This window comes from Paenibacillus sp. lzh-N1, from assembly GCF_002872435.1.
Classification (GTDB): Bacteria; Bacillota; Bacilli; order Paenibacillales; family Paenibacillaceae; genus Paenibacillus; species Paenibacillus polymyxa_C.
The window spans coordinates 1915479-1933332 of sequence record NZ_CP025696.1; the positions used below are offsets into that span (position 1 = coordinate 1915479).

Genomic DNA, 17854 nt, shown 5'->3' on the forward strand with positions numbered 1-17854 from the left:
ATTGCAAAAGAGAGAGGAGTAGAGCTGTGAATCATACCGAAATGAAAGATACAGAGCAGCAAGCCATTCAATACTGTTTTCCATCCGACTTCTGGTGGGGGTCATCAGCCTCGGCTACCCAGACAGAAGGAACCGTGGAGGGAGACGGCAAAGGACCGAACATCTGGGATTATTGGTTTGAGCAGGAGCCAAACCGTTTTTATGACGGGGTGGGGCCTGGCGATACATCCCGCTTCTATACTCGTTACAAAGAAGATATTGCACTCATGAAAGAGCTTGGCCATAACTCCTTCCGGTTCTCCATTTCCTGGTCACGCCTGTTTCCGGCAGGAAGAGGTGAATTGAACCAGAAGGCGGTTCAATTCTATAATGCCGTCATTGCAGAGTTGCATGAGGCAGGGATTGAGCCGTTTGTGAATCTATATCATTTTGATTTGCCGATGGCTTTGCAGGAAAAAGGAGGATGGGTAAACCGGGAGACGGTCGAAGCTTACGTGGATTACACTAACACTTGCTTTGAGCTGTTCGGGGATCGTGTAGCCAAATGGTTTACACATAACGAGCCGATTGTCCCGGTGGAAGGCGGCTATCTGTACGATTTCCACTATCCAAATGAAGTGGATTTCGGGAAAGCTGTACAGGTGGGATATCATACCCTGCTATCGAGCGCGAGTGCCATTAAGGCTTACAAAGAAGGCGGTTATAAGGGCAAAATTGGTATTATTTTGAACCTGACGCCAACTTATCCGCGTAGCCAGCACCCGGCAGACGTGCAGGCTGCTGAAATATGCGACGCGTTCTTTAACCGTTCCTTTTTAGACCCATCTGTGACGGGAGAATTTAATCCTTTGCTCGTGGAGTTGTTACGCCAAGAGGGATTCGTACCAAACATGGAAGACGGAGACCGGGAGATTATACGTCAAGGCACTGTGGACCTGCTGGGGATTAACTATTATCAGCCGCGCAGAGTCAAGGCTCGCGAAAGTCTTCCGAATCCAGATGCGCCTTTTGTGCCGGAACGATTCTTCGATTATTACGCCATGCCTGGTCGTAAGATGAATGAGATGCGAGGCTGGGAGATTTATGAGAAGGGCATTTACGACATTCTGACCAATGTCAGGGAGAATTATGGAAACATTGAATGCTTCATATCAGAAAACGGAATGGGTGTTCAAGGCGAGGAAAAATTCAGGGATGAGAACGGCATGATCCATGATGACTATCGCATTGATTTTATCCGTGAGCATCTCAAATGGGTCCAACGTGCCATCTCAGAAGGCTCCAATGTAAAAGGTTATCACTTATGGACATTTATGGACAACTGGTCCTGGACGAACGCTTATAAAAATCGCTATGGCTTCGTATCTGTCGACCTTCAGAACGAAGGCAAAAGATCCGTTAAACAGAGTGGGCACTGGTTCAAGCAAGTGATCGAAAATAACGGATTCTAAGGTGGTGGGTGGTCCTCTGGACCACCTTTTTTTATCACCGAGCCAAGTTCCCCTGTATACTGCTGGTGAGAAAGTATATTGTTCGGTATACTTACTTATACCATAATACCTCGATGTCCCCGCCTGCAGAACCAAAAGAACCAGCGCTACCGATGTTTTTGGTAAAATGCTGACATAAAACAAATTTTAGTACAGGTGGTAGACAGATGAATAAATACCAACGGATTGCACAAGAGGTCAAGAAGCGTATTATAGATAAGACCTATAGCAGTGATGATCCGATCCCCGATGAAATTTCACTGGCCAGTGAGTTCCGGGTAAGTCGGATGACGATTAAGAGGGCATTGGATACATTGGTGTCGGAAGGGCTGTTGAATCGTAAAAGAGGACACGGAACCTTTATCGTCAAATCGGTCTACAATGGTCCGGTTAATGTCGTTGTGAATGAAATGCTGGGGCTGACCAACGTACTGCGCGGGAAAGAAATCAAAAGTAAAATCATAGCCTTTGACGTTCAATTTCCATCTGAAGAGGTAGCGGCGCATCTATTTATTGATGCCAATTCTCCTGTGTATCATGTAGTCCGTCTGCGTATTGTAGAAGGAGAGCCGTATGTGATAGAGCGCACATACATGCCTACCAAGCTGATCAGCGGTATTACCGAGCAGGTGTTGCACGGCTCAGTGTACAAACATATTAAGGAGGAGCTGGGCCTTAATATTGTCAGTTCACATCGTACCATCCGTGCGTCCAAGTCGACCGAGCTAGATTGGGAACATTTGGATTGTGGTGCGGATGATCCGGTTTTAGAAATTGAGCAGGTAGGTTATCTGGATACGGGTATACCGTTTGAATACTCATTCTCACGGCATCGGTATGATAAATTTGTGTTTACCACAGTAAATCGGATACGTTGAGCGAATGAGTACGAAACAGGTGGTAAAGCAAACATGGCAGAAGAAGCCTATCTAATATGGGATTCTCCTGCCTGTTCTTTTTTAATGAAGCAAGTTAATGACCAAGCAACCTGACTTCATGCACCGTTGGGGTGTACCAGTTGTTTGGATTATTAAATAACACCGCATTAACAAGATTGATGCGCACGTAACGGGCTTGGAAGTTAACTTTGTCACTGGTAAAGCCATATGTGGTATTGCTTGTGCGGTCAATGGTGGAATAATGAACACCATCCGTACTATATTCGATTTTATACTTGTAATATGCCTCAGATCCTTTGTACATAAACCATGAAATATCCACTTCGCTAATCGTCTTGGTACTGCCCAAATCGACCTGCCACCATGCAGGCCAGGATGCAGATGTAGCCTTCCATGAAGTTTGAGGGTTACCATCGTTCGCCAGTGAAGCCGGAGAAGCGGAGGCGGCTGAGCTGGCAGTTGCTGTTTTGCCTTGCGCGTGATTCACAAGAGAAGGCAGGATGACTGTGCCTGTGGCAGCATCCAAATCCCAACTACTGTACCAATTGAGGGTTGCCGTTTTATTAGCATCATTCAAGGTCAGTGGCAACCAAATAAATTTGTGATCGCTCAGATTGAGCGGGTTCCAGCGGTCGCCCATATAGATGTAGCTGGTTCCAGCGTTGCCTGTAATTGTGGCGATGGAGTGGATTTGTGAGCCATAAGCCGCCGGATCGCCGAAAGGCGACAAAGCAGACCAGCTTCCAGTCATGGAGCTGGCGGTTGCATAAGCACCCTGATTCGGATACCAGCCGGATGCCTGTGAGGTAAACAGGTAGTAGGTGTTATTCTTTTTCACAACAGCGGGGGCTTCACGATAGCCATTTTCAAAAATCCAGCCAACGAACGACTGCACACCTGTATAATCGGCCGTCAGCTTGAAGATTGCCATCGTATCGTTGGCGCCGCCATTTTTACGGGAAGCTGTAATGAGGTAGCCGCTACCGTCAGTATCCGTAAATACCGTCATATCACGAGACTCATAATTCAGCGGGCGGAAGCTGCCTTGGTAAGTAAAATTCCCGTCGGGTGTATCGCTGGTAGCGACAGCTACGCGACCGAGTGAGTAATCCGTGCCATTTTCATAGTGTGCCCATAATACATATTTTCCGGTGGATTTGTTGTAAATGACTTTGGGACGCTCAATTTTGCTTGAATTCAGCTCAGGGGCGGAATCTTTGGTGAGAATACTACTGCGGAAGGACCAATTTTTCAAATCGGTCGAGGTGTATACGTTCACTTTTTCAAATTTCCAGTTCTCAGCATGCTCGCCGTACCAATAATAAGTGGAGCCTACTTTTAGGATATTGCCGCTGTTTGCCTGAATCGGGTTACCTGCGGTGTCTTTCCAATCTGTTCCGTTCGTAATGGCTGTGCTTGCTATTGCACTCAAGGACAGTTCTGTATTAGCGGCGTCTACGCCTTTCAGCGATGGGTTCATCTCGCTCCCATAGGTTGCTTGCGTAACGCCTGTAGTATTGGCATGTACCGCATCAGGTTGAAGACCTGCACCGACCACTGCGAGTATAATACAAATCCATGCGGCTAACGATTTGCTGTTGTTGATCCACTTCACGATATCATCTGCCTCCTTTAACACGGATAGGATGGGCCAGAAGGGCTTGTCCGGCACCTCACCTTTGATTTTATCTCAACTGGAAGCGTTTACAAGTGGAATAAATTGAAGTCTTTAGAATGGTAAACTGCTGTTAGAAGAAAGAACAAATTTCATCATTACATACAAAATAGGTATATAGATAAGCTCGTCAGTTATATTAGAATTGTTTGTGATTGTGCGCTTTGTCATTGACACGTTCATGAATTATTTCAAATTTAAAGTGACTGGAATCACATAAACGATTTCTTTATGTGGGTATACTTGCCTTAATTGAGGGTTAACAAAAGGGAACTATGTTAATAACAACTATTGTTCATCTTATTATGGAGAGAAGAGGGATACTACGATGTTAAGTGAGCAAACCATTGCAACGATCAAATCGACTGTACCTGTTTTGGAGGTACACGGAACTGCGATCACCAAGCGTTTTTACCAGATGATGTTCGAGGCCCATCCCGAGCTTCTCAATATATTTAATCACGCGAATCAGAAGCAAGGACGCCAACAGGGGGCGCTGGCCAATGCTGTATATGCGGCCGCACAGCACATTGACCGTCTGGAGGAAATTCTTCCGGTGGTACGTCAGATTGCACATAAGCATCGTAGTTTGGGGATTAAGCCAGAGCATTATCCTATCGTCGGGAAATATCTGCTCGCTGCGATCAAGGACGTGCTAGGGGATGCAGCAACAGATGAGATCATCAACGCATGGGCCGAAGCCTATGGTGTGATTGCGAATGTATTTATAGATGTGGAAGCTGAAATGTACAAGGAGGCTGAAGAGCAGCAGGGAGGCTGGTCAGACTTCAAGAACTTTGTTGTGCAGAAAAAGGTTAAGGAAAGCGACCAAATTACGTCCTTTTATCTGGTGCCGCAGGATGGACAGGTGCTGCCTGCATTCGAGCCTGGGCAATATATCAGTCTGCAGTTGCAGATTCCGGGTGAACATAACACCCATATCCGTCAGTATAGCCTTTCCGATGCACCGGGCCAACCTTACTACCGGATATCCGTAAAACGCGAGGACGCCGTCGGGTCTCGCCCAGCGGGTAAAGTATCTGTGTATCTGCATGAGCAGGTGCAGGAGGGCGATGTGCTGCGGGTGTCTGCACCTGCGGGTGATTTTACGCTGGATCAGACAGATCGCAGACCTGTTGTATTGATTAGCGGTGGAGTCGGGCTAACCCCGATGGTCAGTATGTTGGCTTCCTTGGTGAAGTCTGCTCCAGATCGGCCCGTCACCTTTGTCCACGCAGCGGTCAACGGAGATAACCATGCTCTGCGTAATGAGGTGGAAAAGCTGGTCGCCACACATGCACAGGCGGCCGTTCGGTGGTGCTACAGCAGACCAACCGAGCAGGATCGTCTAGCCCAGGCTTTTCACAAGGAAGGACGTTTAGATCTGGCTTGGCTGCAATCCGTAATACCGGAACATAATGCCCAATATTACTTTTGCGGCCCTGTGGGATTCATGCAATCGGTATACGGCCTGTTGAAGGAGTGGAATATCCCTGCATCGGATATCCACTATGAATTTTTTGGTCCTGCCAGTGCATGGGAAGCAGAAGCGCAGTGAGACATTAAAAAAGACGAAGGATCGTTGTCCTTCGTCTTTTTTGTGTTTATTACTGTGAGGAAATCCTACTCATTTGTCTCTACGCTTCTTCAGAGTGTGCCCATATTTTCATGACGTGGGCACACGCAAAAAATCTATATGCTGCGGCATATACTGGCGTAATGCTTCTGGAATGCGAATCGAACCGTCCTCTTGTTGGTGATGCTCTAGCAGCGGGATTAAGATCCGAGGCGAAGCGACCGCTGTATTGTTGAGTGTGTAACAATATTGTAGCTTGCCGTCCGCGTTACGGTACCGGATGTTGGAACGACGCGCCTGAAAATCAAGCAGCTGGGACGACGAGTGTGTTTCGCCGTAAGCCTGTCGACTAGGCATCCATGTCTCAATGTCCACCTGCTTGTAGGTTTTTTGCGACATGTCGCCTGTACAGACAGCCATCTTGCGGTAAGGCAGCTCCAACAGTTGAAGCAAATCTTCCGCATTATGCGTAATCTCCTGAAACATCTGCTCTGAAGCGTCCAGGCTCGCCTCACAGATGATGACCTGCTCCACTTTGGCAAACTGGTGCACACGATACAGTCCGTGCACGTCCCTTCCGGCCGAGCCGACCTCGTTGCGGAAGCATATGGATACCGCCGCCAGCCGAATCGGGTCTGTAACGTCCACAATCTCACCGCTGTAATACGAGACCAGCGGAACTTCCGAGGTGCCTACAAGCCATTGATCCTCCCCTGCGATACGGTACGTCTGATCCAGTCCAAGCGGGAAAAACCCAGTGCTGCGCATTGCCTCAGAGCGTACCATTAATGGAACGTCCAACAGCTGAAATCCTCGTTCGCTTAGCAGATCAACAGCAAGCTGCTGCACAGCCCGGTGCAACGCCACCCCAGCTCCCGTCAGATAGTAGTTACGGGTACCAGCTGTTTTGACACCGCGAGGCACGTCGATCAGGTTGTGAAGCTGGCCGAGCGCCATGTGATCTTTGGGTTCAAATCCAAAGTCAGGTATCGTTCCGACCCGCTCCAATTCTATATTATCTTCATCTGTTCTTCCCCATGGCGTATCTGGCGATACGATATTAGGCATCAGAAGCAAAAGCTGTTGAAACTGTTCCTCTACTTCCTGTTGCGGAACTTCCAGAAGATCTAGTCGTCCGTTAATTTCTTTAACCTGCCGCTTAGCCCGTTCCACCTGTTCATTCTTTCCGGCATGAATCAGTGCCCCAATATCCTGACTGCACTGGTTGCGTGTCTGACGAAGCTGTTCTACTTCCTGAAGCAACTGCTTTCTCCGATCATCCAGGGTTAACAGCTCTGTGACCGATACCTGTATTCCTTTGTCGTCCGCTGCTCTCTGAACTTGCTCTTGATGCTCTCTGATCCATTTGATATCCAACATGACACCGCACTCCTTCTTCGGATAAAAATACAAAAAGCGCCCTCATCCACATGGGACGAGGAGCGCTTTAATCTCGCGGTGCCACCCAAATTGACCGGACAGCATGACTGATGTCATGGCTCTCCAATCCACTTTGCTCCACTTTAACGGGCGGGTCCGGTTTACTTAGGAACATATCGCCATATCGTACACTAACGTATAATCCTTGGCGTAAACGCCTCCGAGTTGGATGCTCTTCATAGGCATAATGTCGTTTGCTTTTTTGTTAGTATACGGATTTTTGGCAAGTTAATCAAGGGCGTGAGTCTGTACATTGGATTACTTCCGTTTTTCAACATGATCTTTCCAATAAAAATAAATACACAGTGTAAATAATTCGGATTTCATGTTTGCGAAGAGGAAAGGTAGGCTTTATTTCTTATGTATATCTATTCTGCTTCATCTGCGATGATGAAACTGGAAGAATATTTAAGTAATAGCCTCAATTCAGCGTCCAAAATGGGCTATAGTCTCTATAATGCTATTTTAATTTCATGTAAAATGTATTGATTACCACAACGAACAGCGATGGAGGAGAACATGGAGGATTTTAAAGATCGTTTACATACGATCCGCCAAGAACAGAATAAGCTGCTCAAGGAGTATCAAACATTAATTGCAGATTACGAAGCTTCAGATATCATTCTGGAGAATGAGGTGCTGCGAAAAAAGTTCGAGGATTATCAGGCTCGCTGCATTCATTTGGAAGAGCGGGTACGACATATTGAGCAGGAAAATGGTAAGCTGCGTACTGCGCTGACAGAGCAAATGCTGAGCGAAAAGGCGAATATGATTCGCATTTCGCGGGAAAAGCTGGAGACCTATTTTGCTTCCAGAACCGCAGAAGGGGAAAATCGGCTGACATCCATTGAGTATGGGGCTAAAAACCGGGTGGACCAGCTTATTCAGCAAACCACTCATGAGCTTAAAGAGGATCAGGACGAGATCGTCGCTAGACTGAGACTATTCTCAGAGGAGATTCGTGACCGGATCATGGAGCAACGCAGGCGGTTTCAGGAGGCAGAGCGCAAATTGCTTCATCAGACGGCACACGAGCTCCATCAACTCGGGGAAGAAGAGATCAGCGAAGAAACGATGCAGAAGCGTATGGAGCAGAATCAGTTTGAAATGATGCTGGGATTGAACTGGATTAACAAGCTAGGGATTTTGCTCATTATCTTGGGTGTGGGAGCCGCTTTTAAATACTCATACTCAAACTGGTTTACAGGAAATATGAAGGGCGTTGCCTTCTTTTTGCTAGGAGCGCTAATGTTGGGCGGCGGCGAGTGGTTATATCGCAAGCAGAAGCAAACCTTTGCGCTCGGGATTTTGGGCGGTGGTATTTCTGTACTGTACGGGTCCATTTTTTATAGCTACTTTTTGCTAGAAATCATAGGAATGTATACAGGCATAGGCTTGTCCGTTCTCGTTACGGTCACTGCTGTGCTGTTGTCATTAAGATATGAATCTCGAACAATATGTTCTTTTGGTTTAGTAGGGGGCTATCTCCCGTTATTCTCCTATATGGCAGCAAACGGGCTGGAAGGAAACGCCGTGTACATCGCAATGGGCTATTTATTCCTGCTGAACTTGCTGATTCTGCTCGTATCCTTCCGCAAACGGTGGGTCATCGTGCAATATATCAGCTTTCTGCTTAATACCCCATTAATGGTTGTACTCGCGTGGTTATCAGACAGCACCATAGCCAGCATGCTATATGCAATCATTACATTTGCAATGTATCTCGGGATGACGCTATGGGTGCCGTTCCGATTCAAAACAAAACTATCATGGCTGGATTTCTCCCTGTTGGCTCTGAATACAGTCGTGAGCTGTTCCGTATTGTATTCTCTATTCGGCGATGCAGGCCTGGATGATTACAAAGGCTTGCTGGCACTCGTCTTTTGCCTGGTGTATGGGGGCTTTGGACAATGGGTTCGTCGGTATATTCCAGAGGAGAAACAAACCAAAATACTATTTTATGCGACATCATTGACCTTTGCCATTCTCATGATTCCATTCCAGTTTGGAGTCAGATGGTTGTCCATGGGCTGGTTAATCGAGGCAGTGCTCCTCACATTATATGGACATCGCTATCGCTTGAAGGAATTAGAGCGTGCAGGCTGGGGTATTCTAGGACTGTGTCTGGGCGCATTCTTTTTCATCGATTTCCCTATATATCTGTTATCAGGCTTTGAGACGGATTATTTTGGGCTCAAATATACGCTCATTACATTGGGAATGTTGATCGTTACTGTCTTTTATGCGATTGAATTTAGCCGTCCGAATGCTTTCAAAAACAATCGTTTGTACGAAATGCATATCATGCAAGGATTTAAGTATGTAGCTTTGGTGAACGTGTACTTCTATCTTTTGTATGAAGCTGGTCATTGGTATAACATCGTCGTATCCGATGAGTTTGCACATTACACCTTGTACAAGGTGTTGTTGTTCACCTGCGTATCTCTGGTGTTAGCTTATTTCCTGCCTAAAGTGAAGCTACTGTACGATCGGGTGATTAAATACTATAGCTTGACATTGTACATCATAGGCTACGCTCTTGCATTGGTGGTTACCGTAGCGATTCCAACCCTGCATGAGGATTACGCGCAGAATACGGCTGCTGATTACGTGGCGTTAATTGTACTGGCAGCCTTTAATGTACTGGTATTCTTCAGCAGCAGGGACTTCCTAAACGCACTGATGACTCGACAGTATAGAAGTAATGAGCTGTATCCGGTCATTATGGGAGTATATTTGTTGGGTATCATTACCGCCTTTCTCGGAGTTCAGTTCCGTCTGGGAGACGCAGGTCTTGTGTTCAGTCTGGTGTATCTGCTGCTGGCTATTTTGTATATTGTATACGGCTTCCTCAAACGAGTGGTCTACATCCGCCGATTTGGATTGGGTTTGACCCTGCTATCGACAGGTAAGCTGCTTTTGTACGATCTACATTTGTTAACGTCAGGAAGCACTATTGTAGCCTATTTCTCCTTTGGGGTTGTATTGCTGGCCATTTCGTATATTTACCAAAAAGTATCCAATCGTATGGGAGAGACCATTATTAAGAAGGATACTGAAGAAAAAATGTAGTTTTTTGTTGTATTGTGTAGATACCGAACATTATGAAAATAAATCCGGTAATAGTGAAAAATTATGCATGACCTTACATCCTACTTACGCTATAATGAGAAAAAATTATTTATGTACGCATGCTCAAGTTTATGCGTAAGTAGAGAGAATGAGGGGGATACCATGAATTTGGGCAAGGGGAAGAATAACCTGTCTGATAAGAATGAACGCTTCTCGTCGGCTGGATTCATTTTGGCAGCGATCGGGAGTGCGGCAGGACTAGGTAACATCTGGAAATTTCCGTATATTACCGGACAATATGGCGGAGCTGCATTTTTCTTGTTGTTTATTGTCTGCTTGTTGCTTGTTGGTTTGCCTGTGCTTTTAGCAGAGCTTGCGCTTGGTCGTGCAGGTCGAGGAAGTGCTGCCTCTGCAATGGTGAAAGTAGGCGGACATCCAATTTGGGGCAAGATGAGCATTATGTTTGTTATCGTGCCGTTTGTTATTTTGTCGTTCTATGCCATTGTAGGAGGATGGACACTGCATTATGCTGTAGAGGCATTTAGCGGAAGTCTGTTTTCTAATAATGATTTTGCTGGCCAGTTCGCTTCATTTTCTTCCGGCTATGCACCGTTGGTGTGGTTGTTAATTGTTTTTGCATTTACAGCAGTCGTGGTTACCCTAGGGGTATCGAACGGAATTGAAAAGTTCAATAAAATTCTGATTCCTGCTAAGGTTATCCTGTTGCTCGTGTTGATGATTAACGCTCTTATGCTGCCAGGTTCTGGTGCGGGTGTATCCTTCTTTTTGAATCCCGACTTTTCTAAGCTGAGTATTGAGTCTGCATTGGTTGCTTTAGGACATGCCTTCTTCTCCCTCTCACTGGGGATGGGGATTATGGTCACATATGGTGCTTATGTGGATCGTCGACAATCGCTGGGTGGAGCCATGCTGGCAGTTGGTGGCGGGGATTTAATTTATGCGTTTATCGCAGGTATGATCATTTTCCCTACAACCTTCTCCTTTGGTATTAACCCTGCCCAAGGACCGTCTTTGGTCTTTATTGCTTTACCGGCTGCATTCTCTGCCATGCCTTTCGGAGCTTTCTTCGGTGGTTTGTTCTTCGTATTGCTGGCGGTTGCAGCATTAGGCTCTATGGTATCCCTGCTGGAGGTACCCGTAGCTTATGTTATGGAGCGATTCCGTTGGGGCCGGGTTCGCTCGGTTGTCATCGTATCGATCCTGTGTCTGTTGCTGGGTGTCCCTTCTGCATTGTCTATGGGGTTGGTTCCAGAGTTAAAGGTGGGCGACAAATCCTTCTTTGACTTTGTTGACTTCACAGCGTCCAACATCTTCTTGCCACTCGGTGGCTTACTGATTGTTATATTCACAGGGTACTACTGGAAAACTGCTGGCGAGCATGCCAATCTCAAGCCTATTTGGTTCCGTGTATGGTTGTTCGGCCTTCGCTATGTTGCACCGATCCTGATGTTGTTGGTATTCCTTCATACTTCAGGGATCATCAAATTTTAATAGATACGAATTTTAAAAAAAGGTATTTTCTTCCTAAGGGAAGAGATGCCTTTTTTTGTATATCTATCAGCAGTTACCTAACTGTGGAAAGGAATGATATAATAAAAACATTGTCATTAATTTTAACTTCAATGAAATCATTACGATTATGAAGTTTTATATAATGAATGAAAAGGCTACAGGGCATCGCACAGACGATGTGCAGGAGAGGGAAAGGGCAGAAGAGCATTGAAACAGACAGAGAGTTCGAATTTGCAAGAAGGACGGCGGCTGAAATGAAGTCTAATCGGTTGTCGTCACAACGTCGTTATATGCCAGGTTTGGATGGACTAAGAGCACTGGCGGTCATCGCAGTCATTGTGTATCATCTGAATCCGGATTGGTTGCCGGGTGGTTTGTTGGGTGTAGGCGTCTTTTTTACTTTGTCGGGGTATCTGATTACAGATATTCTAGTCAGTCAGTGGGATACATATCATAGTTTTAAAATGAAAGATTTCTGGGTGCGTCGTGCCAGAAGGTTGCTGCCTGCCATGCTGACGGTTGTGGCTGTCATTGTCCTGTGCTCGTTGCTTTTCGATCCGTCACGGCTTACGGCCTTGCGCGGAGATGTACCTGCCGCATTGGTGTATATGAGCAATTGGTGGTTTATTTTCCATCAGGTTTCGTATTTTGAAAGTTTCGGCCCTCCTTCTCCGCTTGGGCATCTGTGGTCGCTTGCGGTGGAGGAGCAGTTTTATATCCTGTGGCCTTTACTGCTGGCGCTTGGGCTAAAGTACATGCCCAAGCGTATTGTACTGGCCGGATGGGTGATTTGTCTGGCGTTAATATCCGCGCTCCTCATGGCCGTGATTTACGTACCGGGAAGCGATCCGAGCCGGGTATATTATGGAACGGATACACGTGGCTTTGCTCTACTGATTGGTGCGGCGCTGGCCTTGGTATGGCCAAGCGGCAAGCTGAAAGAGCATGCTTCTGCGAAGGCGCGCCTGCTTCTCGATGGCATCGGTGCAATCAGCTTGCTGCTGCTATGCCACTGGGCGTGGGCCTCGAATGAATATGATCCATCTCTGTACCGCGGCGGCTTGCTGGGGATTGCTGTGGTCACTGCTATTGTGGTCGCAGCGTTGGCACACCCAGTGAGCCATCTCGGTCGCCTGCTTGGACGCAAGCCGCTACGCTGGATAGGCGCCCGTTCCTACGGACTGTATCTATGGCATTTTCCAGTTATCACGCTAACTACACCTCAGGTGGACACCGATGGTGTGCATGTGATGCGTATCGTTATACAATTGCTAGCTACCATACTGCTGGCGTCTCTCTCGTTTAAATATGTCGAGGAACCGATTCGGCACGATGGATTCCGGCACTGGATTGCAGGAATTCGTTCAGCGGTTCGTCGACAGGTGCGGTGGAGATGGATCTCTACAACCGCAACAGCAATGTTTTGTATAGGTATTGGTGTGGGTACAGTTCACCTGTACGTGGTATCTCCTGACGCAACGTTGCAGGCAGCATCTAGTGATGAGCAGCCAATTGCAAAGGCAAAGGCGATGCCGCCGCTTCACGGAACGGTGTCCGTAGCTTCCAAGGAGCCTACAGCCACCAAGTCACAAGGAGTCCAGGACAGTAAAGCTCCGTCCCAAGCCCAGACGCCTAAAAACACGACAGTCAAGGCTGGTACTGCGGATGGCGTTACGACGAAGACGGAACCTTCGACTACATCCAAACAGGCTAAGTCTATGACAGGCGATGGTTCGAGCGTGACCGCCATTGGAGACTCTGTCATGCTCGATGTACAGTCGTACATTCAGGAATACTTCCCGGGGGCCGTTGTGGATGGACGGATCGGCCGTCAAATGACGGAAGCGCCTGCTGTACTGGAGCAACTGAGACAGAACGGACAGCTGGGTAAGACGGTGATTATTGAACTGGGTACGAACGGCGCTTTTACCAAGGACCAGTTATCTGATCTGCTCGCCAGCCTGAAGGATACGAAGCGTATTATACTTGTGAATACCCGTGTACCACGGCCCTGGGAGAGCATTGTGAACAAGCATCTTGCCGAAGCTGCATCCCAAGATCCGCGAATTACAATGATTGACTGGTATGCAGCAAGCTCCGGTAAAAACTCATATTTTGAGCATGATGGAGTACATTTAAAACCTAAAGGCGCTAAAGCCTATGCATCTTTGCTGGCTGAGGCCCTGACGAAGCAATCTTAATGAGCAGAACCGCAATGATATTCATAAATTATGCAAATGCAAGATAAGAAACCACCGGGAGTAGGTTGTGCGTCCCCTGGTTGAAGTGCACCCTTAAACTTTCATTGGCTAAACTTCAGAGTTTTGCAATGTTCGTTGTAAGGTGCCCTTTCACCCTGCTCCGGTGGTTTTTCTTATTTTAGTGTGGAGGTACATAATCTAATGGAAAAGGGTTATTCACATAGTAGAACAAGTGAGCACCGTTTGAAGAGGAACAGAAGAAGGCTGATACTGATTGCTATTATATTATTTGTGGCAGGCTGTATTACTTTTATTGCGATAAAGGTTTCGGATAGCAAGCCACACGCGCCGACCCAGGAGCTTGCTAAAAAAACGGATTCCGGCTCATCAAATGTTAAAGCCAGCGCAGGGGCAAAGGGTAAAGCGACCTCTCCAAAAAATGATCCCGATGTAGAAGACGGTGCCTTTGTCGAAAAATATTTAAATCAGCAAATGCTAGGGCAAATGCCCGATGGAGCTGATGGTAAAAAAGTGGCCTACTTATCCTTTGATGACGGACCATCCGTGACGGTCACACCTCAGATATTAGATATTCTGAAAAAGCAGAAGGTCAAGGCAACCTTTTTTATTGTAGGTAAAGAAGCCAATGAAAATGAGCACACCAGGAACCTTATCAAAAGAATTGTCAAAGAGGGTCACGCGATAGGAAACCATACGTACTCACATAATTATAAATATTTATATCCGAACAGACGAGTAAATACGGATCATGTTATGCAGGAGATCGAGAAGAACAATCAGGTTCTAAAAAGCATTCTGGGGCCAGAATTCTCCACCAGAATGATCCGCTTCCCTGGGGGCCACATGACATGGAACAGAAGAGATCCACAGGGAATGGCTGCTCTGGATAAGGTTTTGCGTCAAAAGGATTACCATCAGGTGGACTGGAATGTATTAACGAAGGATGCAGAGGGAAGATCCAAGAAAGCACCGGCACTAATCAACCAGTTTATAAGGTCAGTCAAAGGTCGAGAAAAAGCAATCATACTCATGCATGACACCTATGGTAAAGAAGAAACGGCCAAAGCATTGCCGCAAATCATAGAATATCTGAAGAAACAGGGATATGAATTTAAGGTTATGAAGTAAGTAAGATAGGCATAAATGAGGAAAGGACGGGGCTGATCGCCACCGTCCTTTGTGCTATCTAAGAGTATATAGTCCGCATCGTTTAGATGCGCTCCGCTTCTCCCATCGCCTGAATGAAAGCGCCAATACCTTTGGGATCGTTAGTTATAATCGGCTCACTGATATAGTAAGCGAAGGTACCATCCCGGCGATCCTTACCTCCCAGACCGCTTACTTGTACTGTTTTGTTCAGATTCACAAGTCCTTCTTCAGTAATCGTGATAAACTCATCAATAATACCTTTACGGATGATTTCCGCCTCTTGACGATAATGCTCTGGCAGATAGCCTTTGCGAACACCTTTGGCAATAGCATATAGAATCATGCAGGAAGCAGATGCTTCCAGATAGTTGCCTTTCACATGGCCCAGATTGAGCACCTGATAAAAGACGCCGCTTTCCTTATCACGCACTTTCAGCAAGGCCTCCAGTGTTTCGTTCAGCATATCGATCAAGACGGGACGATCTGCATGATCTTCTGGGATGTAGTCCAGCACGTCGACGAGTGCCATGACAAACCAGCCCATTGAGCGGCCCCAGAAATTTTTGGAACAGCCTGTTTCCGGGTTGCACCAAGGCTGCTCCAGCTTCTCATCCCAAGCGTGATAGAGCAGACCCGTTTCAGGATCACGCGTATGCTTGTAGCATAGCTTGAATTGCAGGGTCACATCGTCAAACTCTGATGGATCTCCGAATTCGCGAATAAACTCAGCATAGAACGGGGCACCCATGTACAAGCCGTCAAGCCAAATTTGATACGGATAAATTTGCTTATGCCAGAATGCGCCTTCGCTTGTGCGTGGGTGTTTTTCCAGCTGACTGCGTAATTGGTAGGCTGCCTTTTTATAACGTTCATCTCCTGTGGCACGATACAGAGTGAAGAGCAGCTTGCCGTTATTTACGTGGTCAATATTATACTCATCTACTTTATAGCGCTGAATCACGCCATTTTCGTCAACAAAGTGATCCATATGTTTTTTTATATATTCCATATACTTGGGATCACCTGTCAGTTCGCCAACCCATTCCAGACCTCTGTAAATCACGCCATGGTCATATTCCCATTTCTCATAACGTTCTGGACTCCGTTTAAGCACGGATTCGCTCATACGTACAGCCCAGGATTCTGTTTTTGTAGGATTGGTTGTTGGTTGCGAAGTTGAATTTGCCATGATACAGTCACCTCTTCAGTAAAGTTTAATCTGTAATTGTTATTGCTGATTACATAGACGGAGTGTGTGTCTTAGGGTCAACGGGTCTGCTCTTGAAGCCCACATTGTTGTTGCCCCAGCACCGCTCGTAGCTGAAGCCTGTCAGCTGTTCGAACACTTTGCGAGCCTCTGGCTTGGCTGATTTCATCGAGCCGCCGTTTTTGAGGCGGTCAATCTCGGCGATTAGCTTCTTGTGGCTGTCAATATCCAGCTTCATTACGACAGAAGCAATCATCCCGATGATCGCGAGAACAATCGTACCCACCACGAGTACATAAAAGATCGCGTGCTGAGCAGAGACTGGCTGACTTTCAGCTCCGGATACAAAGCCAAAGTGCTGTAACACCCAGCCGAGAATGAAAACGACAACGGCCCGCACCATTTTTCCGGCAAAAGTCATCATACCCGCATAAATACCTTCCCGGCGACGACCAGTTAACGCTTCATCCACATCGGCAAGGAACGTGTATTGATTCCAAGGGATGTAGTAGACGCCACCCGTACCAAGTCCCATGAACAGTGTGATGACATATAGCCACATCATTGTATTAGAGGCTCCCGTCATATAGAGCAGGCCATAACCTGCTACGCTAAAGCAAACGACGACGAGTGCGGCGATGAAAGGCATACGAAACCCTTTACGCACACAGAATTGGATGAAGAAATAGGTAGAAATTAGTTGAATGACAGAGTTAAAGCTGTTCAGATTGGATACCATCTCCGAGCTTTGGAACAAGGAGAAAACAATAAAGTACGTAAAAGCTGAAGTAAACAGCCACTCGGCTGAAAATCCGCCCAGGTACATCCCGAGATGATGACGGAACGTCTTGACCCGAAAAGTGGAGGAAATGTCGATAAACAACTTTTTCATGGAATCTATAAAGGAAAGCGGAGCTTCACCTTCCAGTTCCTTTTGCAGTTCTTCACTTGGACGTTCCCAGGAGTTTTTGTACAAGAAAGCCATGGCAATCAGCAGAATTGCTGCAAAAACGAGACCGGTATACAAGAAAGGCAATGGAGAGTCTTTGCTGTAAGCAGCAATAAAGCGACCAGGGATAAAAGCGGCAGCAAAATTGGCGATTTTACCAAACATGGCCTTCCATCCAGTCAATCTGGAGCGTGCGCCGAAGTCTCGAGTCATCTCGGACGCTAGTGCTTCATACGGCACCATGACAGAGGTGTACACCAGTTCAAACAGCACGTACGTACTCAGGTAATACCAGAAGCCCAGCCCATCTATCCAAAGCATCGGATACACGAGCATCAGCGGGATACCCATCATGATGAAAAAACGGCGTCTGCCGAATTTACGGCCTAAGCGGGTTCGGTGAAAGTTATCGCTGATAAAGCCCATGATCGGATTGCTGACCGCATCTATGATGCTGGCAACAGAGAAAATGGCTGCGGCCTGAACAGGAGACAGTCCGCAAAAGGTTGTATAAAAGTACATTAACCATGCACCGCTAATAGCAAGTGCGCCACTTCCCAGCATGTTACCGCTTCCATAGGCAAGTGTATGTTTCAGTGTGATTTTTCGTTCCATGATCTGTTCACCTCATATTTTGTCTGG

The 17854-nt window shown here is 46.7% G+C and carries 11 protein-coding genes; 7 read left to right on the forward strand and 4 right to left on the reverse strand.

All coding sequences use genetic code 11. The annotated features are described in order from the left end of the window. Positions 1–41: 41 nt before the first annotated feature. Positions 42–1451 carry a glycoside hydrolase family 1 protein gene (locus C0638_RS08710; RefSeq protein ID WP_058711431.1) on the forward strand — a complete coding sequence of 470 codons (1410 nt, stop codon included), beginning with the start codon at positions 42–44 and terminating at the stop codon, positions 1449–1451. 206 nt (positions 1452–1657) lie between these two features. Then, positions 1658–2368, forward strand: coding sequence for a GntR family transcriptional regulator (locus C0638_RS08715; RefSeq protein WP_013373714.1), 711 nt, complete (start codon positions 1658–1660; stop codon positions 2366–2368). 94 nt (positions 2369–2462) lie between these two features. On the opposite strand, the gene C0638_RS08720 is transcribed toward C0638_RS08715, so the two are convergent. Then, complete coding sequence (locus C0638_RS08720; RefSeq protein ID WP_058711422.1) at positions 2463–4004, reverse strand: family 43 glycosylhydrolase; 1542 nt, start codon at positions 4002–4004, stop codon at positions 2463–2465. A gap of 388 nt (positions 4005–4392) precedes the next feature. Here C0638_RS08720 and hmpA point away from each other — a divergent pair, with 388 nt between their 5' ends. Further along, complete coding sequence (gene hmpA, locus C0638_RS08725) at positions 4393–5622, forward strand: NO-inducible flavohemoprotein (protein WP_058711423.1); 1230 nt, start codon at positions 4393–4395, stop codon at positions 5620–5622. A 108-nt stretch (positions 5623–5730) separates the two neighbouring features. Here the strand turns inward: hmpA and serS are convergent, their stop codons facing one another. Then, complete coding sequence (serS, locus tag C0638_RS08730) at positions 5731–7020, reverse strand: serine--tRNA ligase (RefSeq protein WP_058711424.1); 1290 nt, start codon at positions 7018–7020, stop codon at positions 5731–5733. A 579-nt stretch (positions 7021–7599) separates the two neighbouring features. On the opposite strand from serS, the gene C0638_RS08735 reads away from it, so the two are divergent. From C0638_RS08735 to C0638_RS08750, 4 genes are all read left to right on the forward strand, one after another. Further along, positions 7600–10152, forward strand: a complete 2553-nt coding sequence (locus C0638_RS08735) for a DUF2339 domain-containing protein (RefSeq protein WP_058711425.1) — start codon at positions 7600–7602, stop codon at positions 10150–10152. 162 nt (positions 10153–10314) lie between these two features. Beyond that, positions 10315–11664, forward strand: a complete 1350-nt coding sequence (locus C0638_RS08740) for a sodium-dependent transporter (RefSeq protein ID WP_025675755.1) — start codon at positions 10315–10317, stop codon at positions 11662–11664. Between the two features lie 167 nt (positions 11665–11831). Next, entirely contained in the window at positions 11832–13886 is a 2055-nt protein-coding gene (locus C0638_RS08745; protein ID WP_058711426.1) for an acyltransferase family protein, read from the forward strand. A gap of 201 nt (positions 13887–14087) precedes the next feature. Continuing rightward, complete coding sequence (locus C0638_RS08750; protein ID WP_058711427.1) at positions 14088–15035, forward strand: polysaccharide deacetylase family protein; 948 nt, start codon at positions 14088–14090, stop codon at positions 15033–15035. 82 nt (positions 15036–15117) lie between these two features. On the opposite strand, the gene C0638_RS08755 is transcribed toward C0638_RS08750, so the two are convergent. Continuing rightward, positions 15118–16245, reverse strand: a complete 1128-nt coding sequence (locus C0638_RS08755) for a glycoside hydrolase family 88/105 protein (RefSeq protein WP_025678661.1) — start codon at positions 16243–16245, stop codon at positions 15118–15120. A gap of 49 nt (positions 16246–16294) precedes the next feature. After that, positions 16295–17827 (reverse strand): MFS transporter, encoded by a 1533-nt coding sequence (locus tag C0638_RS08760; RefSeq protein WP_058711428.1) that lies wholly within the window; start codon positions 17825–17827, stop codon positions 16295–16297. Between the last annotated feature and the right edge of the window lie 27 nt (positions 17828–17854).

Excerpts from the sequence above, each read along its gene's own strand:
- C0638_RS08710 (WP_058711431.1), top strand. The coding sequence starts at position 42 with ATGAAAGATACAGAGCAGCAAGCCATTCAATACTGTTTTCCATCCGAC.
- C0638_RS08715 (WP_013373714.1), top strand. The coding sequence starts at position 1,658 with ATGAATAAATACCAACGGATTGCACAAGAGGTCAAGAAGCGTATTATA.
- hmpA (WP_058711423.1), top strand. The coding sequence starts at position 4,393 with ATGTTAAGTGAGCAAACCATTGCAACGATCAAATCGACTGTACCTGTT.
- serS (WP_058711424.1), bottom strand. The coding sequence starts at position 7,020 with ATGTTGGATATCAAATGGATCAGAGAGCATCAAGAGCAAGTTCAGAGA.
- C0638_RS08735 (WP_058711425.1), top strand. The coding sequence starts at position 7,600 with ATGGAGGATTTTAAAGATCGTTTACATACGATCCGCCAAGAACAGAAT.
- C0638_RS08740 (WP_025675755.1), top strand. The coding sequence starts at position 10,315 with ATGAATTTGGGCAAGGGGAAGAATAACCTGTCTGATAAGAATGAACGC.
- C0638_RS08745 (WP_058711426.1), top strand. The coding sequence starts at position 11,832 with ATGAAAAGGCTACAGGGCATCGCACAGACGATGTGCAGGAGAGGGAAA.
- C0638_RS08750 (WP_058711427.1), top strand. The coding sequence starts at position 14,088 with ATGGAAAAGGGTTATTCACATAGTAGAACAAGTGAGCACCGTTTGAAG.
- C0638_RS08755 (WP_025678661.1), bottom strand. The coding sequence starts at position 16,245 with ATGGCAAATTCAACTTCGCAACCAACAACCAATCCTACAAAAACAGAA.
- C0638_RS08760 (WP_058711428.1), bottom strand. The coding sequence starts at position 17,827 with ATGGAACGAAAAATCACACTGAAACATACACTTGCCTATGGAAGCGGT.